At 68.0% G+C, this 23,235-nt stretch carries 23 protein-coding genes and 1 tRNA gene; 11 read left to right on the forward strand and 13 right to left on the reverse strand.

What is annotated here, in order from left to right; genetic code table 11:
• Nucleotides 1-53: 53 nt before the first annotated feature.
• From ACE3QC_RS02505 to ACE3QC_RS02545, 9 genes are all read right to left on the reverse strand, one after another.
• Nucleotides 54-1,208 carry a molybdopterin molybdotransferase MoeA gene (locus ACE3QC_RS02505; protein ID WP_374405528.1) on the reverse strand — a complete coding sequence of 385 codons (1,155 nt, stop codon included), beginning with the start codon at nt 1,206-1,208 and terminating at the stop codon, nt 54-56.
• An 11-nt stretch (nt 1,209-1,219) separates the two neighbouring features.
• Complete coding sequence (gene moaC / locus ACE3QC_RS02510; protein ID WP_374405529.1) at nt 1,220-1,693, reverse strand: cyclic pyranopterin monophosphate synthase MoaC; 474 nt, start codon at nt 1,691-1,693, stop codon at nt 1,220-1,222.
• Between the two features lie 156 nt (nt 1,694-1,849).
• Entirely contained in the window at nt 1,850-2,638 is a 789-nt protein-coding gene (trpC, locus tag ACE3QC_RS02515) for an indole-3-glycerol phosphate synthase TrpC (protein WP_374405530.1), read from the reverse strand.
• Nucleotides 2,639-2,831: 193 nt separating this feature from the next.
• Nucleotides 2,832-3,824: an anthranilate phosphoribosyltransferase gene (gene trpD / locus ACE3QC_RS02520; RefSeq protein ID WP_374405531.1), complete on the reverse strand. Its 993-nt coding sequence runs from the start codon at nt 3,822-3,824 to the stop codon at nt 2,832-2,834.
• Nucleotides 3,821-4,420: an aminodeoxychorismate/anthranilate synthase component II gene (locus tag ACE3QC_RS02525; RefSeq protein ID WP_374405532.1), complete on the reverse strand. Its 600-nt coding sequence runs from the start codon at nt 4,418-4,420 to the stop codon at nt 3,821-3,823. Before ACE3QC_RS02525 ends, trpD begins: the two co-directional genes overlap by 4 nt.
• A gap of 49 nt (nt 4,421-4,469) precedes the next feature.
• A complete protein-coding gene (gene pip / locus ACE3QC_RS02530; RefSeq protein WP_374405533.1) occupies nt 4,470-5,429 on the reverse strand; it encodes a prolyl aminopeptidase in 960 nt (319 codons plus the stop codon).
• Between the two features lie 4 nt (nt 5,430-5,433).
• Nucleotides 5,434-6,264, reverse strand: coding sequence for a phosphodiester glycosidase family protein (locus tag ACE3QC_RS02535; protein ID WP_374405534.1), 831 nt, complete (start codon nt 6,262-6,264; stop codon nt 5,434-5,436).
• Nucleotides 6,261-7,775 (reverse strand): anthranilate synthase component I family protein, encoded by a 1,515-nt coding sequence (locus ACE3QC_RS02540; RefSeq protein ID WP_374405535.1) that lies wholly within the window; start codon nt 7,773-7,775, stop codon nt 6,261-6,263. The genes ACE3QC_RS02535 and ACE3QC_RS02540 overlap by 4 nt, the downstream gene beginning before the upstream one ends.
• A 4-nt stretch (nt 7,776-7,779) precedes the next feature.
• On the reverse strand, nt 7,780-9,714 hold the full coding sequence (locus ACE3QC_RS02545; RefSeq protein WP_374405536.1) for a SurA N-terminal domain-containing protein: 1,935 nt from the start codon (nt 9,712-9,714) through the stop codon (nt 7,780-7,782).
• A gap of 211 nt (nt 9,715-9,925) precedes the next feature.
• On the opposite strand from ACE3QC_RS02545, the gene tpiA reads away from it, so the two are divergent.
• From tpiA to ACE3QC_RS02560, 3 genes are all read left to right on the forward strand, one after another.
• Nucleotides 9,926-10,690, forward strand: coding sequence for a triose-phosphate isomerase (tpiA, locus tag ACE3QC_RS02550; RefSeq protein ID WP_374405537.1), 765 nt, complete (start codon nt 9,926-9,928; stop codon nt 10,688-10,690).
• A 70-nt stretch (nt 10,691-10,760) separates the two neighbouring features.
• Nucleotides 10,761-11,141, forward strand: a complete 381-nt coding sequence (gene secG / locus ACE3QC_RS02555) for a preprotein translocase subunit SecG (RefSeq protein ID WP_374405538.1) — start codon at nt 10,761-10,763, stop codon at nt 11,139-11,141.
• Nucleotides 11,142-11,228: 87 nt separating this feature from the next.
• The gene (locus ACE3QC_RS02560) at nt 11,229-12,863 is read left to right on the forward strand and encodes a CTP synthase (protein ID WP_374405539.1); all 1,635 of its coding nucleotides are present in this window, start codon (nt 11,229-11,231) and stop codon (nt 12,861-12,863) included.
• Between the two features lie 326 nt (nt 12,864-13,189).
• On the opposite strand, the gene ACE3QC_RS02565 is transcribed toward ACE3QC_RS02560, so the two are convergent.
• Nucleotides 13,190-13,675: an Hsp20 family protein gene (locus ACE3QC_RS02565; RefSeq protein WP_374405540.1), complete on the reverse strand. Its 486-nt coding sequence runs from the start codon at nt 13,673-13,675 to the stop codon at nt 13,190-13,192.
• Between the two features lie 170 nt (nt 13,676-13,845).
• Between ACE3QC_RS02565 and grxC the strand changes: the two genes are divergently transcribed.
• From grxC to ACE3QC_RS02595, 6 genes are all read left to right on the forward strand, one after another.
• On the forward strand, nt 13,846-14,109 hold the full coding sequence (grxC, locus tag ACE3QC_RS02570) for a glutaredoxin 3 (protein ID WP_374405541.1): 264 nt from the start codon (nt 13,846-13,848) through the stop codon (nt 14,107-14,109).
• A complete protein-coding gene (locus tag ACE3QC_RS02575) occupies nt 14,106-14,921 on the forward strand; it encodes a carbon-nitrogen hydrolase family protein (protein ID WP_374405542.1) in 816 nt (271 codons plus the stop codon). The genes grxC and ACE3QC_RS02575 overlap by 4 nt, the downstream gene beginning before the upstream one ends.
• 10 nt (nt 14,922-14,931) lie before the next feature.
• Nucleotides 14,932-15,393 (forward strand): DUF1178 family protein, encoded by a 462-nt coding sequence (locus ACE3QC_RS02580; RefSeq protein ID WP_374405543.1) that lies wholly within the window; start codon nt 14,932-14,934, stop codon nt 15,391-15,393.
• 39 nt (nt 15,394-15,432) lie between these two features.
• Nucleotides 15,433-15,509, forward strand: a tRNA-Arg gene (locus ACE3QC_RS02585).
• 101 nt (nt 15,510-15,610) lie between these two features.
• The gene (locus ACE3QC_RS02590; protein WP_374405544.1) at nt 15,611-17,374 is read left to right on the forward strand and encodes an SLC13 family permease; all 1,764 of its coding nucleotides are present in this window, start codon (nt 15,611-15,613) and stop codon (nt 17,372-17,374) included.
• 157 nt (nt 17,375-17,531) lie between these two features.
• Nucleotides 17,532-18,839, forward strand: a complete 1,308-nt coding sequence (locus ACE3QC_RS02595; RefSeq protein WP_374405545.1) for an amidohydrolase — start codon at nt 17,532-17,534, stop codon at nt 18,837-18,839.
• 3 nt (nt 18,840-18,842) lie between these two features.
• Here ACE3QC_RS02595 and ACE3QC_RS02600 read toward each other — a convergent pair whose 3' ends face one another.
• The 3 genes from ACE3QC_RS02600 to ACE3QC_RS02610 form a co-directional block, all read right to left on the reverse strand.
• Nucleotides 18,843-19,346, reverse strand: a complete 504-nt coding sequence (locus ACE3QC_RS02600; protein WP_374405546.1) for a hypothetical protein — start codon at nt 19,344-19,346, stop codon at nt 18,843-18,845.
• A 137-nt stretch (nt 19,347-19,483) separates the two neighbouring features.
• Nucleotides 19,484-19,654, reverse strand: a complete 171-nt coding sequence (locus ACE3QC_RS02605) for a hypothetical protein (RefSeq protein WP_374405547.1) — start codon at nt 19,652-19,654, stop codon at nt 19,484-19,486.
• Nucleotides 19,655-19,717: 63 nt separating this feature from the next.
• Entirely contained in the window at nt 19,718-21,316 is a 1,599-nt protein-coding gene (locus ACE3QC_RS02610) for an isocitrate lyase (protein ID WP_374405549.1), read from the reverse strand.
• Nucleotides 21,317-21,465: 149 nt separating this feature from the next.
• On the opposite strand from ACE3QC_RS02610, the gene ACE3QC_RS02615 reads away from it, so the two are divergent.
• Nucleotides 21,466-22,848, forward strand: coding sequence for a short-chain fatty acyl-CoA regulator family protein (locus tag ACE3QC_RS02615; protein ID WP_374405550.1), 1,383 nt, complete (start codon nt 21,466-21,468; stop codon nt 22,846-22,848).
• Nucleotides 22,849-22,907: 59 nt separating this feature from the next.
• Nucleotides 22,908-23,198, forward strand: coding sequence for a hypothetical protein (locus tag ACE3QC_RS02620; protein ID WP_374405551.1), 291 nt, complete (start codon nt 22,908-22,910; stop codon nt 23,196-23,198).
• The last annotated feature ends 37 nt before the right edge of the window (nt 23,199-23,235 follow it).

Consider the following 23,235-nt stretch of genomic DNA (forward strand, 5'->3'; position numbering starts at 1 on the left):
TCGTACGCGAATGCGAACGAATGCGGAACAATTAGGCAACCGAATGGCGCAAGTCAAGCAATTGCGCCGTTTCCGAGCCAATAGGCCGGAACATCCGTTCCCGCTTTCGCCTTCGGGCAGTGCGGCGGCCGCCAGATCAGCGCGTCGGCGCGGGCGAGTTGGCCGAGCAGGCTGGAGTCGCGGCGCATGATCGGCTCGAGCCCGTCGCTGCGATGGATCGCGCGGAGGAACTCGCCGCGCTCGCCGCCCGGCGGCAGGTCGGCGATGCAGGGCAGCGCCACGGCCGCGGGCAGAGGTTCGGGCGCGCCGAGCATGCGGCGCAGCGCGGGCAGGGCGAACAGGAAGCCGGTGACGAAGGCGGACACCGGATTGCCCGGCAGGCCGAGCACCAGCGTCGCGCCGCGCCGCGCCACGAGCAGCGGCTTGCCCGGGCGGATCGCCATGCGCCAGAACGCGAGGTCCGCGCCCCATTCCTCCAGCGCCGGGCGGATCAGGTCGTGATCGCCGACCGAGGCGCCGCCGCTGGTGACCACGAGATCGCAGCCGCCGCATTGCGCCAGCGCCGCGGCCAGCGCCTCGCGATCGTCGGGCACCGGGCCGACGCGGATGACCTCGCACGGTAGCCCGGCCATCATCGCGGCGAGCATCGCGCCGTTGGTGGCCGGAGTCGAGCCGTCGACCAACTCGTCGCCGCAATCGAGCACCGCGACGCGCGGGGAGCGGTGAGTCGACACGTCCGCCGCCGCGGCGGACAGGGCCAGCGCGATCTGCGCCGGGCCGAAGCGCGTTCCGGCAGGGAGCAGCGTGTCGCCTTGCGCGAAGTCCATTCCGCGCGGGCGAACCCATGTGCCGGGCTCGGGCGTTTCGCCGGAGAGGCGCTCGCCTTCGCGGGTCGCGTTTTCCTGAATCAGCACGCGGTCGGCGCCGGTGGGGATCACCGCGCCGGTCGAGATGCGTACCGCTTCGCCGTCGCCAAGCGGGGCACCGAACGGCGCGCCGCAGCGGCTTTCGCCGACGATGCACCACGGGCCGGGGCCGGCGATGGCATACCCATCCATCGCCGAGAGGTCGGCGGCGGGCTGGGTGCGCGCAGCGACCAGCGGCTCGGCGAGCCAGCGGCCGTGGGCCTGCTCGGGCGGAATGCGCTCGACCGGCAGCGGCACGACGAGGTCGAGCAGGAGTGCCCAGGCGTCCTCCAGCGCGATCATCCCCGGCGCCATCATTCGCTCGCGCGCCAGTTGCCTGACTTGCCGCCGGTCTTCTCGATCAGCCGCACACCCTCGATCGCCATGTCCTTCTGCACGGCCTTGGCCATGTCATAGATTGTCAGGAGTGCGACCGAAGTGGCTGTAAGGGCCTCCATTTCCACCCCGGTCCTGCCCGTCAACGAGGCGCGGGCGGTGACCCGCAGACCGTCGTCCTCGAGCGCGAAGTCGATCGTCACCGCATCGAGCGCGAGGGGGTGGCACAATGGGATCAGCTCGCCGGTCTTCTTGGCGGCCATGATCCCGGCGATACGCGCGGCGGCGAGCACGTCGCCCTTGGGGAGATCGCCCTCGCGGATCGCGGCGAGCGTGGCGGGCGCCATCGCGATCCGTCCGGTGGCGGTGGCCGAGCGCGCGGTCGCGGGCTTGCCGCCGACATCGACCATCCGCGCCGCGCCCGATTCGTCGAGATGAGTGAGTTTGTTCATCTTTCGGGCCACTTTCCTGCCAGACATGGACCACATGTTACACTGTCCTGACGCAAAAAAATTCGCCCTGCCGCGCGTGGGCGGAAGGCGCGGAAATCGGTGGGTTTAAGAGGGTTCACGCCACGGTTCTGACAGAACCCGCGCGGGTAGGAAAGTTCAGCCTTCGAGCAGCGCGCGGGTTGCGGCCTCGACGTCACGCTGGCGCATCAGGCTCTCGCCGACGAGGAAGGCGCGCACACCCGCTCCATCGGCAAGCCGCTGGCAATCGGCGTGGCTGGCGATGCCGCTCTCGCCGACCAGTAGCGCGCCTTCGGGCGCGAGCGGAGCGAGCCGTTCGGTCGTGGCAAGGTCGGTGCGGAAGGTCTTGAGATCGCGGTTGTTTATCCCGATCAGGCGCGATTTCAGGCGGTGCGCGCGCTCCATCTCCGCCTCGTCGTGAACTTCGACCAACACATCCATCCCGCGTTCGATCGCGGCGGCTTCGATCTCCGCCATCAGTGCGTCGTCCAGCGCGGCGACGATGATGAGGATCGCGTCGGCCCCGATCGCGCGCGCCTCGGCCACCTGCCACGGATCGACCATGAAATCCTTGCGCAGCACCGGCAGATCGCAGGCCGCGCGGGCGTCCATCAGGTAATCCTCGTGCCCCTGGAAATAGGGTGCGTCGGTCAGGACCGAGAGGCACGCCGCACCGCCCGCCTGATAGGCGAGCGCGTGCTCGGCGGGGCGAAAATCGGGGCGGATCAGGCCCTTGGAGGGCGAGGCTTTCTTGATTTCCGCAATCAGGCCGAAGCCTGTTTCCGACTTTGCGGCCAACGCCTTGGCGAACCCGCGTGGCGGCGTGACGTCACGCGCAGCGCGGTCGAGATCGTCCACCGTCGCGCGCGTGCGGCGGTCGGCGACTTCTTCGCGCTTGGTGGCGCAGATTTCGTCGAGCTTGTTCATCGGGTGTGCCTATGGCTGGCGGCTGGATGGGTGTCGATGGTGGATTTTTGGTTCGCGCGAAGGCGCTAAGGCACGAAGATGATGCGCCTGCGGCAAAGCCGCACTTCATCTTTTAGCCCTGCGCAGGAGTTTGATGCGCCTTCGGCGCGTGTCGTAGGACTCTTGGCGCCTTTGCGCCTTTGCGCGAACCCAGCTACTTCGCCATCGCGATCCAGCGATCGAGAAGGCTGCCCGCTTTCCCGCTATCGAGCGCTTCACCCGCGATACTTGCGCCATGCTCCCACCCGTCGGCAGCATCGGCAACGATCAGCGTGGCCGCCGCGTTTAGCAACACCGCATCGCGATACGGCCCTTTCGCGCCGCCGAGCAAAGCCTTCAGCGCCGCCGCGTTATGCGCCGCGTCGCCGCCGCGGATCGCATCGATCGGGGCGTGGCGCAGGCCCGCCTGCGATGCATCCACCCGGCGCATCTCGAAATCGTTGCCGGTCACGTCGGCGAGTTCGTTGCCGCCCGCCAGGCTGAGTTCGTCCAGCCCCTCGTCGCCCGAGGCGATGAAGGTGCGCTCTGTGCCCAGCTTCGCCTTCGCGGCGGCGTAGATCGGCACGTAGGCCGGGCGCGCGATCCCGATCAGCTGGCGGCGCACGCCGGCGGGGTTGGACAGCGGGCCCATCAGGTTGAAGATCGTGCGCCGCGCGAGCCGCTGGCGGATCGGCTGGATGCGGCCCATCGCAGGATGATGATTCTTGGCGAACAGGAAGCAAATTCCCAGTTCAGCCAACGTCTTCTCGGCGGTTCTTCCCGCTGCTTCCATGTCGAGCCCGAGCACCTCGAGCGTGTCCGCCGCGCCCGACTTGCTGCTCGCCGCGCGGTTGCCGTGCTTGGCCACGGGCACGCCCGCCGCCGCGACCACCAGGCTGACCGCGGTGGAGACGTTGAGCGTGTGGTGCCCATCGCCGCCCGTGCCGCAGCAATCGACCGCGTTTTCGGGCGCGGCGACCGGGATCAGGCGGGAGCGCAGCGCGCGCGCGGCGCCGGCGATCTCGTCCGCCGTCTCGCTGCGTTCGGTGATCGCGACGAGAAACCGCGCGATCTCCTCCTCGGTCGTCTCGCCGTCGAGAATCCAGCCGAAGACCTCCTCGGCCTCGATTTCAGACAGGTGCGGTTCGGCCTGGGGTAGCGCTTTCATGCGGGAACCTTTGCGGAAATTCCGCAGATTTCGAGGAAATTGGCGAGCAGCGCGTGGCCGTGCTCGGTGGCGATGCTTTCGGGGTGGAACTGCACGCCGTGGATCGGCAGGTCGCGGTGGCGGAAGCCCATCGCGCTGGTGCCGTCCTGCCCGGGCGTCTCGCTGGTGGCGTTGACCACCAGCGCCTCGGGAATGTCCTCCACCACCAGCGAGTGGTAGCGGGTGGCGGTGAAGGGCGAGGGCACGCCGGCGAACACGCCGCTGCCGTCGTGCTCCACCGGGCTCGTCTTGCCGTGCATCAGCCCGCCGCGCACCACTCTGCCGCCGAAGTGCTGCCCGATCGCCTGATGGCCGAGGCACACGCCGAGCAGCGGGCGCGCGGCATCGGCGCAGGCGGCCACGAGATCGAGGCTGATTCCCGCTTCGTTCGGCGTGCAGGGGCCGGGGGAGATGAGAATGCCCTTCGCCCCGCTCGCCAGCGCGTCCGTGGCGGAGAGCGCATCGTTGCGTTCCACCCGCACTTCCGCGCCCAGTTCCATCAGGTAGTGGACCAGGTTGAAGGTGAAGCTGTCGTAGTTGTCGATGACCAGGATCATTACCGCCGCCTTCGGCTGCGCGGGGCGGCCGATCAAGCAAGTTTAGGTTTCAGGCGCTCTTGCCCGCCAGCTTGTCGGTCGCGCGCACGAGGCCGTCGATGATGCCCGGTTCGCCCGCGCTGTGGCCCGCGTCGTGGACGATCCACAGCTCGGCCTCGGGCCAGGCTTTCTTGAGCGCCCAGGCGGAGGTGGGCGGGGTGCAGATATCGTGGCGGCCCTGCACGATGATGCCGGGGATACCTTTCAGCTTGCCGACGTCGCGCAGTAGTTGCGCTTCCTCGAGGAAGAAATCTTCGAGGAAGAAGCGGGCGCAGATGCGCGCGAAGGGGATCGCCTTGGCCGGATCGGCGAAGGTGCCCAGCAACGCCTCGTCGGGCAGCAGCGTGGCGACGCTGCCTTCCCACAGCGACCATTCGCGCGCGGCGGCGAGACGGACCTCCTCGTCGTCGCTGGTCAGACGGCGGTGGTAGGCTTCGACGAGGTTCGCGCGTTCGTCTTCGGGGATCAGGCCGGCGAACTGGTCCCACTGTTCGGCCATGATCTCGCTCGCGCCGTAGCGGTAGAGCCAGTCCTTCTCTTTCGCCCGCGCGAGGAACACTCCGCGCAGCACCAGTTCGGTGGTGCGCTCCGGATATTTCTGCGCGTAGGCGAGCGCGAGCGTGGCGCCCCAGCTACCGCCGAACACCTGCCAGGCATCGTGCCCGCACATCGTGCGCAGCCGTTCGATATCCTCCACGATGCGCCAGGTGTCGTTGTGCTCGATCTCCGCGAAGGGGAGCGACTTGCCGCAACCGCGCTGGTCGAACAGCAGCACGTCGTAGAGCGCCGGATCCCACTGGCGGCGATGGTTGGCGCTCATCCCACCGCCGGGGCCGCCGTGGAGGAACACCGCGGGCTTGCCGCCCGGCGTGCCCACGCGCTCGTAATGGAGCGAATGCCCTTCGCCGACGTCGAGCATCCCGCTCTCGTATGGCTCGATCTCGGGGTAGAGGGTGCGTTCGTAATCCATCGGGTCAGTCCTTTTCCTCGACCACCAGCAGCGGGCCGATCGGCGCGCGGGCGTCGGTGCGACCTCGTGCCGGATCCCACAGCGCGCTGACGCTGCCGTCGAGATAGAGCGCGTCGGGGGTTTTCAACTCGTCGCGGAAGTAGCGCGCGAGAATGCCGAAGCTTACCGGGCCTTCGGAGATCACGAAATGCGCGCGGCCCGCGCCGTCGATGCCGACGCCGTTGCGGATCGCCTTGCTCGGCCCGTCCTCGGAGATGTCCGGGTGCAGCTTGCCGTCGATGACGAGCATCGGCCCGCTCTGGGTGCCGAAGGCGGGGCGGTCGCCGACGTGGCTGTAGAAATCGTCGGCGGTGCGGATCTGCCACTTGCCGCCGGTGCCGAAGAACACGCCGTTGGGCTTCATGTGGAAATTGCCGGGGCCGTCGGCGCGGTTGAGTTCCTTCAGCCGCTCGCCCCCTTCGACATAGTAGCCGACCGGCTTGCCTTCGCCGTCGAACATGCCCGCGTTCATCGCGAAGGCGACCTTGGGCGCGTCGGACTCGCGCGCTTCGGCCAGTTTGACGAGGCTGCGCCAGGGCGCGCCGCCCGAAGGGCCGAGGTCGGTCACGATGCGGTGCTTGGCCGGGTCGGCCACGCAATGCGTCAGCGCGGCGCCTTCGAAAGAGACGCTTTCGCAGGCGGAGGCGACGGTAGGCGTCGGAGTGGGCGAGGGCGTCGGCGTCACGGTCTTCTCGGCCACGCCGCTGCCGATCTCGGTGCGCATGACCGGCTCGCCCGCCGGTTCCTGATCGCAGGCGGCGAGCGCGAGCAGGGCGAGGACAAGGAGGCGCTTCATTGGCCGAACCCCGGCTCTCCTGCGATCCGCGCGGCCTCGCGCGCGGCGGCGAGGAGCGCGCCCGCCTTGGCCTCGCACTCGCGCTGTTCGTAGGCCGCTTCGCTGTCGGCGACGATGCCCGCGCCCGCCTGCACGTGGAGCGTGCCGTCCTTCACCACGCCGGTGCGCAGGACGATGCACGAATCGACCGATCCGTCGGGCGCGAAATAGCCGACCCCGCCCGCGTAGGCGCCGCGCGTCTCGCGCTCCAGCTCGGCGATGATCTGGCACGCGCGGATCTTGGGCGCGCCGCTGACGGTGCCCGCAGGGGCGCCCGCGAACAGCGCATCGAGCGCGTCCTTCGCCGGATCGAGCCGCCCGATCACGTTGCTGACGATGTGCATCACGTGGCTGTAGCGCTCGATCGTGAAGCTGTCGGTGACCTCGACCGTGCCGCTCGCAGCCACGCGGCCGACGTCGTTGCGGCCGAGATCGAGCAGCATCAGGTGCTCGGCGCGTTCCTTGGGATCGGCGAGCAGGTCTGCTTCCGCCGCGCGGTCGCTCTCGGGCGTGGGGCCACGCGGGCGGGTTCCGGCGATGGGGCGGATGGTGACTTCACCGTCGCGCACACGGACGAGGATCTCGGGGCTCGAGCCAACCACCGCGAAGCCGGGCAGGTCGAGGAAATAGAGGAAGGGCGAGGGGTTCACCCGCCGCAGCGCGCGATAGAGCGCGACCGGCGGCAGCGGGAAGGGACAGGTGAAGCGCTGCGCGAGCACGACCTGGAACACGTCGCCCGCCGCGATATATTCCTTCGCCCGTCCGACCATCGCCGCGTAGTCGTCGGCGGGCAGGGTGGGCGAGAGCGCCATCTCGGGCAAGTCGCTGGCGGGCGGTTCGGCGGGCACCGGGCCGGAGAGCTTGCGCAACGCCTCGTCGATCCGCTCGGCGGCGGATGCGAGTGCGGCGTCGGGCTCGCCGCCCCACAGCGGAGCGATGCAGAACAGTTCGTCGCCGAGCCGGTCGAACACCAGTAGCACGGTCGGGCGCACGAACAGCATGTCGGGCAGGCCCACCGGGCTTTCGGGCGCGCGCGGCATCTTCTCGACCAGGCCGATGGTCTCGTAGCCGAAATAGCCGACCAGGCAGGCGAGGGCGGGGGGCAGTTCGGGCGGAAGGTCGATCCGGCAGCGTTCGACGAGCGCGCGCAGCTCGGCCAGCGCATCGCCGGTGCAAGGCGCGAATCCGTCACGATCATCCTGCCAGCGCGGATTGATCTCGGCCCGCGCGCCTTCGGCCCGGAACACGAGATCGGGGTCGATCCCGAGCAGGCTGTAGCGCCCGCGCACTTCGCCTCCTTCGACCGATTCGAGCAGAAAGTCCCCGCGCCCCGGCTCGATCAGCTTGAGCGCCGCGCCGACCGGGGTTTCGGTATCGGCGACCACCTTGCGCCAGACGAGCGCGGGCCGCCCCGCGGCCAGCGCCGCGCGGGCCTCGGCGGCGTTGGAGAAGCCGGAAGCGGCCCGCGCCACCCCCTCAGTTCTGCCCGACAAGTTGCCGGCGAACCGCGTCGATCGCCGCGGCGTTGCGCTCGACGCCCAGTTCGTCGCGCAGCGCGACGCGCAGCTGGTCGGAGTATTCGCCGCCCATCGCCATGCCGAGATCGGCCTTCGCCTGCGCGAAGAGCGGATCGTCGTTGCTGACTTCGCCGGCCTCGATATCGGCGAGGTCGACCACGAACCAACCGTTGCTGTCGGGCGCTTCGAGCTTCTTGGTCGTGCCTTCGGCCATCGAGAACATCAGCGCGATCGGTGCGGGGAAGCGGCCCTGCATCGCCGCGAGCTGTTCGCGGGTGAGGTCGATCGGATCGACCGCGGGCAGCGCCTGTTCCTCCGCTGCAACCGCGGCGGCGAGCGTCGCACCGCCTGCGATGCGCTTCAGGATGCGGTCGGCCGCGGCGCGCGCGGCCTGCGCGCCCTGTTCGAGACGCCAGGCGGCGATCACGTCGTCGCGGATGTCCGCCAGCGGCGCGGGGGCCGAAGCGGTGATCCGGCTCGCCTCGAAGATGAGGAACGTCTGGCCGCGCTCGATCTCGGCGAGCTGGGGCTGGCCTTCGCGCATCTGGAAGGCGGTCTCCAGCGCCGGTGCGAGCACCGCGGGCGCGGTCTCGCCGGGCGCGCCGTACACCTGACCGGTGGCGATGATCGGGCGCGTCGTCGCGAGCTCGACCCCGAGGTCTTCGGCCACGTCGGCCAGCGAGACCCCGTCGCTCAACTGTTGCTCGATCTCGGCCGAGAGATCGGCGAGCGCGGTCTGCCGCTTTTCACTGCGCAATTGGTCGGCGATTTCGCCACTGGCCTGCTCGAGGCTGCGCGCCGCGGTCGAATCGATCGCGTCGACCCGCACGACGTGCCAGCCGAGCCCGCTGCGCGCCGGCGCCGCGATCGCGCCCTGGGCAGCGGCGAACACCGCACGCGCGACGTCGGCCGAGCTTTGCGCGGCGAGATTCTGCTGCGAGATCGGGCCCAGTTCGGAGGTGTCGAAACCCGCCTCGCTCGCGGCGCTTTCGAGCGAGCCGCCCGATGAGACGCGCTGGCGGATGGCATTGGCGGCCTGCTGCGTGGGCACGATGAGCTGGGTGACCCGGCGTTCCTCCCGCGCGGCATAGCGCGCCCGATCTTCTTCGTACCGGGTGCGAATCTCCGCAGCGGTCGGTTCGGCGCGTTCGCCCAGCGTATCGGCATCGAACGCGGCATAGCGGATCACGCGCCGTTCGGGCCGGATGAAGTCGCCGCGATTCTCGGTATAGTACGCCTCGAGCGCCTGGGCCGAAGGATCGCCGGTAGGCGCGAACGCCGACGCGGGGATCGTCGCGATGCCGCCAGTGCGGCGCTCGCGCAGCAGCGCGGCATAGCGCGACACCATCTTGTCGGGCGCCTTGGCGCCGAACGAGGCGGGGACGAGCAGTTGCTGCGCGAGGAAGCCCTGCGCGAGATCGGAGCGGAAGGTCGCCTCGCTGATGTTCTGCGCGCCGAGCACCTGCCGGAAGGTGTTCGTATCGAACTCGCCGTTCGCGCCGCGGAAGATCGGGAAGGTGAGAATCTCGCTGTTGACCAGGTTCTCGCCTGCACGCAGCCCGAGCCCGCGCGCGAACCCGGCGATCGCGACACGATCGATCATCTGGTCGAGCACTTCGTCGAGCCCGCCCTGTTCCACGAACGCGGGCATCGAGATGGTCGGATTCTGCTGGCGGACCTGATCGAGCGCCTGATCGGTGTAGCGCGCGAAATCGGCCGAGCCGATCTTCTCGTCGCCGACCACCGCGACCCGTTCCCCGCCGGCGATGCCGCCGAAGGTGCCGGTGCCGGCGATATCGCTGCTGGCGAACGCGAACGCGATCAGCGCCAGAAAGCCGAGGGTGACCGGAATGCCGAGCTTCGACTGGAAGAATCTGCGGAAGAAAGTAAGCATGTCGGGAGCGGTTCCGGAGCTGCGGGTTCGATTAAAGGCTTGCGCTATGCGGCGAGCGCTTTATCCGCCCTGCGACCTCGCGGCAACAGGTGCCCGACGCTTTTGGCATGGCAAGCCGATGTCACTGGCGGGCGGCGCCTTTCACCCCATATAGACGCCCGCGAATGCGGCGTCGAACCGCCGAACAATCGGGATTAGAACAGGATTCGTCATGGCCGAGCGGCCCTATATCGTTGGAAACTGGAAGATGAACGGCACGCGCGCGATGCTCGCGCAGGCGCGGGCCATCGATCGTGCGGCGCAGAACATGATGAAGGTCGAGGTCGCGCTCGCTCCGCCGTTCACGCTGATCCACGCGACCCACCGCGAGGTAGAGCAGATCGGCGTCGGTGCGCAGGATTGCCACGCGGGCGCCGACGGTGCGCACACCGGCGACATTTCGGCCTCTATGGCCGCCGACGCGGGCGCCAAGTTCGTGATCCTCGGCCACAGCGAGCGGCGGCAGAATCATGGCGAGAACGATTCGCTGGTCCAGGCCAAGGCCGCTTCCGCGCTCGAGGCCGGGCTGCGCGTGATCATGTGCTGCGGCGAAACCGAATCGGTCCGCGACGCGGGCGACGCGATCGCGTTCGTCTCGGCCCAGCTCGAGGCTTCGCTGCCCAAGACATTCGAGCGCGCTGGCGAATTGCTGACCGTCGCTTACGAACCGGTCTGGGCAATCGGCACCGGGCGCACCCCGACCGCGGACGACGTGGGCGCGATGCACCGCGCGATCCGCGCGCTGCTGGTGCGGCTCTACGGCGAGGACGAGGGGGGCGCGGTACGCATCCTCTACGGCGGCTCGGTGAAGCCCGAGAACGCGCGCGAACTGCTCGGCGCGGACGAGGTCGGCGGCGCGCTGGTCGGCGGCGCGAGCCTGACCGCTGAAAGCTTCATGGGCATCGTCATCGCCGCCGCCGAGGTTCACGAGCAGTAACCCCGGCGTGCGACTTGCCCCGACGCCGCGCAGCCCCTAGATGCGCGGTCAAACGGATCGAGATTGTTTCATGTTCATCTTCCTCTTCGTCGTTCAGTCCCTCGTCGCGGCCGCGCTCGTCGCCGTGGTGCTGATGCAGCGCTCCGAAGGCGGCGGCCTCGGGATCGGCGGCGGTGGCGGCCCCACCGGGCTGATGAGCGCGCGCGGCGCGGCCGACTTCCTGACCCGCGCGACCAAGTGGCTCGCGGTGGTGTTCGTCGTGCTGTCGATCGCGCTGGCGGCGATCGCTGCCGAGACGAGCGGGCAGGACGGGATCACCTCGACGCTCGACCGCACCGCACCGGCCGATCCGCTCGGCCAGGCGGGCGGGGCGCAGCAGCCTGTCGCGCCCGCCGCGACCGAAACGACGGCTCCGGCGACCGACGATCCGCTGGCCGACGCGACCGAGTAATTTCGCTTCGATAAATGTGGATCGCGGGCGCGCGCCCGCTGCATTCCGCTTGCCCCGAATCCACTCCGACCCTAAGGCCCGGCTCCCATGGCGCGGTATATTTTCATCACCGGCGGCGTGGTTTCCTCGCTCGGCAAAGGTCTCATGGCGGCGAGCCTCGGCGCGCTGCTGCAGGCGCGCGGCTACAAGGTCCGCATCCGCAAGTTCGACCCCTATCTCAACGTCGATCCGGGGACGATGAGCCCCTATCAGCACGGCGAGGTCTACGTGACCGACGACGGGGCGGAAACCGACCTCGACCTCGGCCATTACGAGCGCTTCACCGGCGTTTCCGCACGGCAGAGCGACAACGTCACCAGCGGGCGCATCTACCAGCAGATCATCGCCCGCGAAAGGCGCGGCGACTACCTCGGCGCGACGGTGCAGGTGATCCCGCACGTGACCGATGCGATCAAGGAATTCGCGCTCGCCGACCAGGGCGACCACGATTTCATCCTGTGCGAGATCGGCGGCACGGTGGGTGACATCGAATCGCTGCCCTTCATGGAAGCGATCCGCCAGCTTCGGAACGAGCTGGAGCCGGGCCGCACGCTGAGCGTCCACGTCACGCTGGTGCCCTACATCAAGGCCGCGGGCGAGCTGAAGACCAAGCCCACGCAGCACTCGGTGCGCGAACTCGCCAGCCTCGGCATCAAGCCCGACGTGCTGCTGTGCCGCTGCGAACATCCGCTGCCCGACAGCGAACGGCGCAAGATCGCCAATTTCTGCAACGTGCGGATGGAATCGGTCATTCCCGCGCTCGACGCCTCGTCGATCTACGCGGTGCCGCTGCAATATCATGCCGAAGGGCTCGACAGCGAAGTGCTGCGCGGGTTCGGCATCACCGACGCGCCCGATCCCGATCTGGCGACCTGGCACGACATTCTCGACCGCCACCAGCATCCGGAAGGCGAAGTGACGATCGGGGTGGTCGGCAAGTACGTCGGGCTGCCCGACGCCTACAAGTCGCTCAACGAGGCGCTGGTCCACGGCGGCATGGCCAACCGCACGAAGGTCAACATCCGCTGGATCGACGCCGAACTGTTCGAGGAAGACGACGACGAGATCGCCGCGCGCCTCGAACCGCTGCACGCGATCCTCGTCCCCGGCGGCTTCGGCGAGCGCGGCTCGGAAGGCAAGATCGCCTCGGTTCGCTTCGCGCGCGAGCGCAAGGTGCCGTTCCTCGGCATCTGCCTGGGCATGCAGATGGCCTGCATCGAGGGCGCCCGCAGCGCGGGGCATGCCGGCGCGTCATCGACCGAGTTCGGCCCGACCGACGAGCCGGTGGTCGGCATCATCACCGAATGGATGAGCGAAGAGGGGCTGCAGACGCGCGAGGCCGGGGGCGACCTCGGCGGGACGATGCGGCTCGGCGCCTACGACGCGAAGCTCGCCGGCAACAGCCACGTCTCGCGCATTTACGGCGGGGCGAGCGAGATTTCGGAACGTCATCGCCATCGCTACGAAGTCAACGGCGCCTATCGCGAGGCGCTCGAAGGCGACGGACTGCTGTTCTCGGGCATGTCGCCCGACGGCCTGTTGCCTGAAATCGTCGAACGGCCCGACCATCCATGGTTCGTGGGGGTGCAATTTCACCCCGAGCTCAAGTCGAAGCCGTTTGCGCCGCATCCGCTGTTCGCGGGCTTTGTCGCCGCGGCGCTCGCGCAATCGCGCCTCGTATAAACATAAGATAACTTTCTGCGAAATCGCGCCATATTGTTGCGCAACCCCTTAGTACGCCGGAATTCCTGTGCCGGGCCGGGACGAGCAGCGAAGCAATCGTTCGCCGCCGCTTTATCTTTTGATGGTTTTGGCGCATGATGACGTCACTGTGCGATTCCTCGCGGGAAATCGCGTGCGGCGGGCTTGCGAAAATTTCAGGCTTGGCCTGGAGCCGGATCGTCTTCTGCGACCCGGACGATCCGGCCCCGGACAAGGCGGCGCTCGCGTCGCGGGGGCGAGTCTCACGACTCGCCCCCAACTTCTTCAGATCACGCGTAGGGTCGAGCTCAGGCCGCGTCAGCCTTGCCCTCGCTGTCATCGTCGTCGTCGCGGACGACTTCGAGCGTGGCCTGTCCGTTGACCGCGATTTTCTTGGGCTTCATCGCCTCGGGCACTTCACGCACGAGGTCGATCACCAGCAGGCCGTCTTCGAGCCGGGCGTTCTCGACCCGGACGAAATCGGCCAGTTCGAAGCGACGCTCGAAGCCGCGGTTGGCGATGCCGAGATGCAGCATCTCGCCGTCGTCGCCCGAATCCTCGCGCTTGCGGCCCTGCACGACGAGCAGATTCTGTTGGGCGGTGATGTCGATGTCGGCGGTGCGGAAGCCGGCGACTGCGAGCGTGATGCGGAAATCGTCCTCGCCGCGGCGTTGGATGTTGAACGGCGGGTAGTTGTCGCCGGCGTTGGTGCGCGCCTGGTTCTCGAGCAGGTCGAACAACCGGTCGAAACCGACGGTCGAGCGGCGATAAGGGCTGAAATCGAAACGGTTCATCGAAACAAATCCTCTTATGAGCAATTTGACACTGTGCCGGGCCCACGCGTGGCAGCGCCCGGATACTATCGGCGGCGCGTCCATTGCGGCACGCGCCTCCATTCGCCAGATAAGGCCTGCGGCAGGCCGTTCAAGTGCCGCGCCGTGCCGAGAAGAACCGGGGAATTTCAATGCCTGAGCCCAAGATCGAGATCTACACCAAGTTCGGATGCGGATATTGCTTCCGGGCCAAGCGGCTGCTCGACAACAAGGGCGCCGAATACACCGAGCATGACATCACCATGGGCGGTCCGAAGCGCGAGGAGATGCTGGAACGCGCGCCGGGCGCCCGCACCGTACCGCAGATATTCATCGGCGAGACTCATGTCGGCGGCTCGGACGACCTCGATGCGCTCGAGCGGAGCGGCAAGCTGGACGCGCTGCTCGCCGGATGACGCGCATCGCACTTCTCCAGATGACCGCGGGGATCGATCCGGCGGCCAATGCGCGAACGGTTGACGATGCCGCGCGCGAGGCGGCGGGGGAGGGAGCCGCGATGCTGTTCACGCCCGAGATGTCGGGCATGCTCGATCGCGATCGTGCGCGCGCCGCGCAGGCGATTGCGCGCGAGGGCGACGACCGAACGCTCGCCGAAGCCCGCGAAGCCGCGGCGCGCGAAGGACTGTGGATCGCGCTCGGCTCGCTCGCGATCGATCGCGGCGACGGCAAGTGGGCCAACCGCAGCTTCCTGATCGGCCCCGACGGCGCGATCGCCGCGCGCTACGACAAGATCCACATGTTCGACGTCGACCTCGCGAGCGGCGAGAGCTGGCGCGAATCGAACGCCTACCGGCCCGGCGACGCCGTCGTCGCCGCCGAAACGCCGCTCGGCCGCATGGGACTCGCGGTGTGTTACGACTTGCGCTTCCCCGCGCTGTTCGAGGCGCTGGGCCGGCGGCAGTGCGACGCGATCGCGATCCCGGCGGCGTTCACCGTGCCCACGGGCAAAGCGCACTGGCACGTGCTACAGCGCGCCCGCGCGATCGAGGCGAGCGCCTACGTGATCGCCGCGGCGCAAGTGGGTGAACATGCGGACGGGCGGCGGACCTACGGCCACAGCCTAGTGGTCGATCCGTGGGGCGAAGTGCTGCTCGACATGGGCGGCGAGGCGCCAGGTCTTGGCTACGTCGAGATCGACCCTGCGCGGATCGCGGATGCCCGACGGCAGGTGCCGAGCCTTGCCAACCGCCGCGAAATTCCCGACTAGCGCCGCCACCATGATCGTGTTCGACCTCTCGTGCGCCGAAGGGCACCGCTTCGAAGGCTGGTTCGGTTCGTCGGACGATTTCTCCAGCCAGCTGGCGCGCGGACTGGTCGCGTGCCCGCAGTGCGGTTCGCCCGAGGTGGCGAAGGCCCCGATGGCGCCCGCGGTCCCGGCGAAGGGCAACCAGCGCAACGAGGTGCAAGCCGCGCGCAGGCCCGTCGCGGGCGGAAAGATTCCGCCCGAGGTACGCCGCGCGATGGAGGCGCTCGCCAAGGCCCAGGCGCGCGCGCTCGAAAAGAGCACGTGGGTCGGCGAGGGCTTCGCGGAGGAATCGCGCGCCATGCACTATGGCGAGAAGGATCTCGCCGCGATCCACGGCAAGGCGACGCTCGAGGAAGCGAAGGAACTGCTCGACGAAGGCATCGGCGTCGCCCCGCTGCCATTCCCGATCGCCGAACCCGACGAACTCAACTGATTGCCAGTGCCCCGCGCGTTCCCTAAACGCATGCCGCGTGCGCCCGTAGCTCAGCAGGATAGAGCACCAGATTCCTAATCTGGGGGCCACAGGTTCGAATCCTGTCGGGCGCGCCACATCGCGACATCCCGCGCATTTCGCTTGATATTGTCGGCAAGCTCTGGGAATTCCGGCCGGAATGCTTCCGGGGCCTCCTTCTTTTCACGCGATTGCGGCGATGGTGGTCACGATCGCGATGTTCGTCGCTTTTGCGCGCGGGCGGATGTCGACCGAGATCATTTCGCTGCTGACGATCGCGGTGATCGCCGTCGGGCTGTATTTCTTTCCGCTCGAAGGCACCGGCCCGACCGACGGCCTGCAACTCGCGTTCTCGGGCTTCGGGCACTACGCGCTGATCACGATCTGCGCGCTGATGATCATGGGCCGCGGGCTCGTGGTGACCGGCGCGCTCGAACCCGCGGCGCGTTTTCTGGAGCGGGTGTTCAAGCTCAACGTCCAGCTCGGTTTGCTCGTCTCGCTTTTGATGGCCCTGCTCCTGTCGATGGGCATCAACGACACGCCGGTGGTCGTGCTGCTGCTGCCGATCTTCGTCAGCCTCGCGGCGCGCGGGGCGATGCCCGCCTCCAAGACGCTCATTCCGCTCAACGCGGCGGTGCTGATCGGCGGCATGGCGACCACCATCGGCACTTCGACCAACATCCTGGTGGTGTCGATCGCGCGCGATCTCGGCATGCCGCAGATGAGCGTGTTCCATTACACCCCGATCGTGCTCGTCGCCGCGCTCGTCGCGTTGCCGTACCTGTGGCTAGTGATGCCGCGGTTGCTGCGCGACAATACGGCCACTGAAACTCATGCCGCGCGGCGTTTCCATACCCGCCTACGCGTGGGCGACGAGAGCGCGCTCAACGGACAGGTGCTGGCCGCGATCCTGCCGCGACTGCCGGGCGACCTGGAGTTTCACGACGCGCCGCAGGGGCCGATCCAGCTGCAGCAGCGGCTGAGCGTGTCGGGCACCCACGAAGCGCTCGAAGAAGCGATGCGCACGCTCAAGGGCGAGGTCGCGCCGGCCTGGGTGCTGGACAGGATCAAGCGCAGTTCGACGTCCTCGGGAGAGGATATCGCGGTGGTCGAGATGACCGTGACCGCCGATTCGCGGCTTATCAGCCGAACCCTGCCGACCTCGGGCGTGGCCGATCTCTACGGCGTCGCCGTGCTCGGCATCCACCGGCCCGAACGGCTGGTGGGGGAAAAGGATCGCTACAGCGAAGGTGGCGATCTGCGCATCGCCGAGGGCGACGTGCTGCTGGTCATGGGCATCCCCAAGGACCTCAACGATTTCGCTCGCGCGGACAGCCTCCTGACGCTCGAGGGGATGCGCGAGCTGCCGCGCCGTTCGAAGGCGGTGCTTGCCGGCGGAATCATGCTCGGCTCGGTCGGCCTCGCCTCGATCGGGCTGCTGCCGATCGCCGTCTCGGCGCTGGCGGGGGCGATCCTGATGTTCGTCACCGGATGCGTGAAGTTCGACCGCGTCGGCCGCGCGCTGTCGGCGCAGGTCATCGTGCTCGTCGCGGCGAGCATCGCGATCGGGCGGATCATCCTCGAAAGCGGCGCCGCAGGCTGGCTGGGCGAGGTGCTCGCGGCCGGCCTGCAATTCCTCCCGCCCGCGGGCGTGCTGGCGGCGATCATGCTGTTCGTGACGCTGCTGACCAATTTCGCTTCGAACGCGACGGCGGCGACGGTGGGCACGCCGATCGCCTTCGCGGTGGCACAGCAACTGGGGCTGCCACCCGAACCGTTAATCCTCGCGGTGCTGTTCGGCTGCAACCTCTGCTACGCGACGCCGATCGCCTATCAGACGAACATGCTCATCATGGCGGAGGGCGGCTACGAGTTCAAAGACTACATCCGCACCGGCCTGCCGCTGGTGATCCTGATGGTCACGACGCTCTCGTTCCTGCTGGTGACGACTTACGGCATGTGATGCCGGCGCTTCGGCGCGCTTTCCTAGGTGGCCGCGATCTGCGATGATCGGCGACAGAGGTGCCGTGGACCGGGTGAAAGTCCACGCGGATAGGGGGGATTGTCCAATGAAGAGAGCAAGTTCGCGCACATCGTTTCGCTGGTTTGCATCGACCTCGATGGCTGCTGCTGCGGCGCTCACGTTGTCTTCTCCCGCGCAGGCAGACGAGCTGCGCGACGCGGTTGCGGCGGACATGCCCGAGCTGATGGACCTCTACCGCGATCTCCACGCCAATCCCGAACTGAGTTTCGAGGAAGTCGAGACCGCGAAGAAGCTGGCGGCGCGGATGCGCGACCTGGGGTTCGAGGTGACCGAGCAGGTCGGCCGGACCGGAGTGGTCGCAGTGATGGAGAACGGCGACGGCCCGACGATCATGCTGCGCGCCGACATGGATGGCTTGCCGGTGGTCGAGCAGACCGGGCTGCCGTTCGCCTCGAAGGTGGTTGCGACGCCGGCTTCGGGAGTCGAGACCGGGGTGATGCACGCCTGCGGGCATGACACGCACATGACCGCCTGGATCGGCGCGGCGCAGCAGCTCGTCGAGCGCAAAGGCGAGTGGTCGGGCACGCTGGTGATGATTCTCCAGCCCGCCGAAGAGATCGGCGAGGGCGCCTTGGCGATGATCGAGGACGGGCTCTACACCCGCTTTCCCAAGCCGGACTATGTCGTCGCATTCCACGACGCGGCGCAGTTCCCGGCAGGTATGATCGGCTATTCGCCCGGCTACGCGTTGGCCAACGTCGACAGCGTCGATATTGTCGTGCCGGGAATTGGCGGACACGGCGCCTATCCGCATACCACGAAGGATCCCGTCGTGCTGGCGAGCGCGATCGTGATGAAGCTCCAGACGCTGGTCAGCCGCGAGAGCAATCCGCTCGATCCGGCGGTGGTAACCGTCGGCAGCTTCCGCGCGGGCGCGAAGCACAACGTCATTTCGGACGAGGCTCGGTTGCAACTGACGGTGCGCTCGTACAGCGACGAATCGCGCAAGCAACTGCTCGACGGAATCGCGCGGATCGCGCGCGGCGAGGCGATCGCCGCGGGCATGCCCGACGACAAGATGCCCACGGTCACCGTGATCGAGCCCTATACGCCTTCGACCTTCAACACACCCGAGTTCACCGAGCAGGTGATGGTACGGTTCAAGACCCGGTTCGGCGAGGATCGCGTGGTGCAGGTGCCCTCGGTCATGGGTGGGGAGGACTTCGGCCAGTTCCTCCGCGCGTCGCCGGACGACACCGAATCGCTCATCTTCTGGGTCGGCGGCGTGCCGCAGGAACGGTTCGACGCGGCGCAGAAGGGCGAGGCGGAGCTGCCTTCGCTGCACAGCCCGTTCTGGGCGCCCGACGCGGAGAAGGTGATCGCGACCGCCGCCGAGGCGCTGACCGCGGCGACGCTCGACCTGCTTCCCGCGAACGGCGGCTAGACTCTAGAGCTCGAGCACACCGCCGCCGCGCGCGGCAGAGCCTTCGAGGAGCGAGCGGGTCTGGCGGGCACGGGTTTCGTGGAACTGACGCAGGAGTTCCTGCTGCGTGGCCGGATCGAGCTCGTCGAACTGCGCCTTGCTGAGGCCGAGCGCAGCATAGTCTATCCCGGTTCCGGCGCGCGTGGTGGTGTTGCGGCGCGGGGCGGAGCTTGCGCTCCGGTCGCTACCGCCGAGCGGGTCCATCGGCGCACCGTAAGCGCCGCCCCCGCCGCCGTAGTCGAACGAAGCGGACTGCGCGGGTTGGCCCGACCCGATCAATAGCTTGGGCTGGCCGAACTTCGCGACTTCGGCGCGCTCGAGATCGGTCTGGGCTTCGTGCGCGGCGATTTCGTCGGCGACCGCCTGGCGGCTCTCGCCATCGGCGAAGATCGCGAGGCCGGCGGTCAGACACACGGTGACGACGGCGAAATGCCGGTACATCTTCGCGTTCATCGCCGCCTGGTTCACGCGCCGCGCCATCGGCGGATCGGGTAACCGCCAAGGGTTAAGATCGGGCGAAAATATGACGGCCGCCGAGGTTCGTGGAACCCCGACGGCCGTGCTCTCCTCCCCAGGAGATCGTGCCCAGAAGATCGTGAATGCGTTCAGCTATAGGTGCCGAGGCGGTGGTGCAGCGCGTTGATGCGGGCAAGCTCGTCGCGGTCCTCCACCGTGCGCGCGTGGCTGGCGAGCGCGGCGCGCAGCAGCTTGAAGTCGGCGGTCGAGAACAGCGCGCGGGCGCGGCCGGGCTCGCGGGGTAGCGTATCTGTCGTCATCGTGCCTCTCCTTCGGGCGGTTTCGCGGCGGCGGGGACACGTGCCGCCGCGAACTGGGTGCGGCTATGCTGCCGCGAACTGGTTCATCGTGTTGTGCTGGCCGCCGGCCTTGAGCGCGGCTTCCCCGGCGAAGTATTCCTTGTGATCGTCGCCGATGTCGCTGCCGGCCATGTTCTGGTGCTTCACGCAGGCGATGCCCTGGCGGATTTCCTCGCGCTGGACCTGCTTGACGTAGCCGAGCATGCCTTCCTCCCCGAAATAGCGCTTCGCGAGGTTATCGGTGCTCAGCGCCGCGGTGTGGTAGGTCGGCAGGGTGATGAGGTGGTGGAATATTCCCGCCTCGCGCGCCGAATCCTTCTGGAAGGTGCGGATGCGCTCGTCGGCCTCGATGGCGAGATCGGTGGCGTCGTAGTCCACGCTCATCAAACGGTCGCGCTCGTAGGCCGAAAGGTCGCGGCCTTCTTTCGCCCATGCATCATAGACTTGCTGGCGGAAGTTGAGAGTCCAGTTGAAGCTGGGCGAGTTGTTGTAGACCAGCTTGGCATTCGGGATCGTCTCGCGGATGCGGTTCACCATGCCGCCGATCTGGCCGATGTGCGGCTTCTCGGTCTCGATCCACAGCAGATCGGCGCCGCTCTCGAGCGCGGTGATGCAGTCGAGCACACAACGGTCCTCACCGGTGCCGGGACGGAACTGGTAGAGGTTCGAGGGCAGGCGCTTGGGCCGCATCAGCTTGCCGTCACGGGTGATGAGGACATCGCCGTTGCCGATCCGGCCCGCGTCGACCTCCTCGCAATCGAGGAAGGCGTTGTAGCGGTCGCCGAGATCGCCCGGCTCCTTGCTGAAGGCGATCTGCTTGGTGAGCCCTGCGCCGAGGCTGTCGGTGCGCGCGACGATCACGCCGTCCTCGACGCCCATCTCGAGGAAGGCGTAGCGGATCGCGCGGATCTTCTGGTGAAAATCCTCGTGCGGCACGGTGACCTTGCCATCCTGGTGGCCGCACTGCTTCTCGTCGGACACCTGGTTCTCGATCTGGAGCGCGCAGGCGCCGGCCTCGATCATCTTCTTGGCGAGCAGATAGGTCGCTTCGGGATTGCCGAAACCCGCATCGATATCGGCGATGATCGGCACGACGTGCGTCTCGTGGTTCTCGATCGCGTGCTCGATGCGCTTGGCCTCGACCTCGTCGCCGCGCTCGCGCGCCTTGTCGAGATCGCGGAACAGCATGCCGAGTTCGCGCGCGTCGGCCTGGCGCAGGAAGGTGTAGAGTTCCGCTATCAGCGCGGGGACGCTGGTCTTCTCGTGCATCGACTGGTCGGGCAGGGGGCCGAACTCGCTGCGCAGCGCGGCGATCATCCAGCCCGAGAGGTATAGATACCGGCCCTTGGTGGTGCCGAAATGCTTTTTGATCGAAATCATCTTCTGCTGGCCGATGAACCCGTGCCAGCAGCCGAGCGACTGGGTGTAGGCCGCCGGATCGGCGTCATAAGCGGCCATGTCGGCGCGCATGATCTTCGCGGTGTGGCGCGCGATGTCGAGGCCGGTGGGGAAGCGGTTCTGGATCCGCATCCGGGCGGCCGCTTCGGCGTTGATCGCGTTCCACGACGCGCCGCGCGTGCCGATGGTGTCGCGGAACTCGTCGATCTTGCCCTGGTACGTCACGTTCGGTCTCCTGATTCGATCGGCATCGCTGCCTTCAGACCCCGTAATCGCGCCGACAGCGGCGATTCTCCAGATAAAGTTACAAACTTTGTTGTCTGTTCGCGCGATAGGGCGCAAAGAGGCGTGTAAAGATGTAAAGGAATTTACAAATGGCCGAGGAAGCCGTCTTCGCCGGGCCCGCGCTCCGCCGCCTGCGCAAGCGCGAAGGATTGACGCAGGCGGCCATGGCCGGGCAGCTCGCAATCTCGCCGAGCTATCTCAACCTGATCGAGCGCAACCAGCGCCCGCTCACCGCGCGCGTCATGGTCCAGGTGGTCGAGCGGTTCGACTTCGATCCGCGCAGCCTGCGCGCGGCCGAGAGCGTCGGCGGGGTCGACGGGCTCGCGCGCCGCTTGGCCGATCAGCGCTTCGCGGAACTCGCGATCGATCGCGACGAAATTGCCGAGGTGCTGGCGATGGCGCCGCATCTCGCGACCGCCTTCGCGCAGCTTTACGACACCGCCGGCGAGGCTGCGGCGGGCGGTGCCGACCCGCTCGAATCGTCGCGCCGCGAGATCGAGCGCTGGCGCAACCATTTCGCCGATCTCGATACCGCCGCCGAAACGCTGGCGGACGAACTGCGCCTGTCGCGCGGCGATATCGGCGCGGCGCTGGCCGAGCGCCTGCGCGAACGGCACCAGATCGCGTTGCGGGTGCTGCCGCGCGATGTCATGCCCGATGCGGTGCGGCGGCTCGATCTTCACGCGCGCCAGCTCCAGCTGTCCGAGATGCTGTCTCCGGCGGCGCGCAATTTCCAGATCGCGGCGCAGCTCGCCCAGCTCGAGCAGCGCGACGCGATCCGCGCACTCGCTTCGGGCGGCGAACTCGTAGGCGAGGATGCCCGCAAGCTGTTCGAGCGGCACTTGCACGGCTATTTCGCCGCCGCGCTGATCATGCCTTATGGCCGCTTCCTGCGCGCCTGCGACGCGACCGGATACGACTTTCCCGTGCTCATGCGCCGGTTCGGCGTCAGCTTCGAGCAGCTCGCACACAGGCTGACGACACTCCAGCGGGTCGGCCAGCGCGGCCTGCCGTTCTTCATGGCGCGGGTCGATCGGGCGGGGCAGCTTTCCAAGCGCTTCGCCGGGGCGAGCGGAGCGACTTTCCTGGAAGGCGGCGAGAGCTGTCCGCTGTGGCGCGTCCACCGCGCATTCGAGCGCGCCGGCGAATGGGGCGTGCAGGAAATCGCGATCGACGGCGCGGAGGCGCACGATCACTGGCTCACCGTATCGCGCGTGACCGACGGCGTCGCGGCCGAAGGCGAAGCGCAGTTCGCGGTCGTAGTGGGGATCGAGGCGCGCTTCGCGGCCGATCTCGCCGCAGCACGCGGCCTGCCGCTCCGGCGAGAACATGCGCAGGGGATCGGGCCCGGATGCCGCGCCTGCCATATCGCCGATTGCCGCCAGCGCGCGTTTCCGCCGCGCCACGCGCGCCTCGCCTTCGATAACCACCAGCGCGGGATCACCCCGTTTCGCTTCGGGGCGGAGGCCTGACGGGGAACCAGCCTTTCGCGCCGGGATTTTACCGGCAGCAAGGCAGAGGGAGCAGCGAGATGACCGAAGAACGCATCACCGAAATCGAAACGCCCGACGGCAAGACCCACACGCAGACGACCGTAGTCCATCACGACGAGCCGCGCCGCAGCGGCGGCAGCGGCTGGGTGATCGCGCTGGTGCTGGTGCTGGCGGTGATCGCCGGCGTCTATTTCTTTTCCCGGATGAGCGGGGCGGAAGCGGCCAAGGACACCGCGATCGCCGATGCCGCCGGACAAGTCGGCGACGCCGCGCAACAGGCCGGCCAGGCGGTCGAGGACGCCGCCAACGAAGTGACCGACGGCAACTAGGCCCGATCCGATCGGCGCAATCGCGCCTTAACCTTCG

Origin of the sequence: Pelagerythrobacter sp. (assembly GCF_041912895.1) — a bacterium.
Taxonomy (GTDB): Bacteria; Pseudomonadota; Alphaproteobacteria; order Sphingomonadales; family Sphingomonadaceae; genus Pelagerythrobacter.

Bases quoted from the DNA above. Each gene is read 5' to 3' on its own strand.
- ACE3QC_RS02505 (WP_374405528.1), bottom strand. From the start codon at position 1,208: ATGATCGCGCTGGAGGACGCCTGGGCACTCCTGCTCGACCTCGTCGTG.
- moaC (WP_374405529.1), bottom strand. From the start codon at position 1,693: ATGAACAAACTCACTCATCTCGACGAATCGGGCGCGGCGCGGATGGTC.
- trpC (WP_374405530.1), bottom strand. From the start codon at position 2,638: ATGAACAAGCTCGACGAAATCTGCGCCACCAAGCGCGAAGAAGTCGCC.
- trpD (WP_374405531.1), bottom strand. From the start codon at position 3,824: ATGAAAGCGCTACCCCAGGCCGAACCGCACCTGTCTGAAATCGAGGCC.
- ACE3QC_RS02525 (WP_374405532.1), bottom strand. From the start codon at position 4,420: ATGATCCTGGTCATCGACAACTACGACAGCTTCACCTTCAACCTGGTC.
- pip (WP_374405533.1), bottom strand. From the start codon at position 5,429: ATGGATTACGAACGCACCCTCTACCCCGAGATCGAGCCATACGAGAGC.
- ACE3QC_RS02535 (WP_374405534.1), bottom strand. From the start codon at position 6,264: ATGAAGCGCCTCCTTGTCCTCGCCCTGCTCGCGCTCGCCGCCTGCGAT.
- ACE3QC_RS02545 (WP_374405536.1), bottom strand. From the start codon at position 9,714: ATGCTTACTTTCTTCCGCAGATTCTTCCAGTCGAAGCTCGGCATTCCG.
- tpiA (WP_374405537.1), top strand. From the start codon at position 9,926: ATGGCCGAGCGGCCCTATATCGTTGGAAACTGGAAGATGAACGGCACG.
- secG (WP_374405538.1), top strand. From the start codon at position 10,761: ATGTTCATCTTCCTCTTCGTCGTTCAGTCCCTCGTCGCGGCCGCGCTC.
- ACE3QC_RS02560 (WP_374405539.1), top strand. From the start codon at position 11,229: ATGGCGCGGTATATTTTCATCACCGGCGGCGTGGTTTCCTCGCTCGGC.
- ACE3QC_RS02565 (WP_374405540.1), bottom strand. From the start codon at position 13,675: ATGAACCGTTTCGATTTCAGCCCTTATCGCCGCTCGACCGTCGGTTTC.
- grxC (WP_374405541.1), top strand. From the start codon at position 13,846: ATGCCTGAGCCCAAGATCGAGATCTACACCAAGTTCGGATGCGGATAT.
- ACE3QC_RS02575 (WP_374405542.1), top strand. From the start codon at position 14,106: ATGACGCGCATCGCACTTCTCCAGATGACCGCGGGGATCGATCCGGCG.
- ACE3QC_RS02580 (WP_374405543.1), top strand. From the start codon at position 14,932: ATGATCGTGTTCGACCTCTCGTGCGCCGAAGGGCACCGCTTCGAAGGC.
- ACE3QC_RS02590 (WP_374405544.1), top strand. From the start codon at position 15,611: ATGGTGGTCACGATCGCGATGTTCGTCGCTTTTGCGCGCGGGCGGATG.
- ACE3QC_RS02595 (WP_374405545.1), top strand. From the start codon at position 17,532: ATGGCTGCTGCTGCGGCGCTCACGTTGTCTTCTCCCGCGCAGGCAGAC.
- ACE3QC_RS02605 (WP_374405547.1), bottom strand. From the start codon at position 19,654: ATGACGACAGATACGCTACCCCGCGAGCCCGGCCGCGCCCGCGCGCTG.
- ACE3QC_RS02615 (WP_374405550.1), top strand. From the start codon at position 21,466: ATGGCCGAGGAAGCCGTCTTCGCCGGGCCCGCGCTCCGCCGCCTGCGC.
- ACE3QC_RS02620 (WP_374405551.1), top strand. From the start codon at position 22,908: ATGACCGAAGAACGCATCACCGAAATCGAAACGCCCGACGGCAAGACC.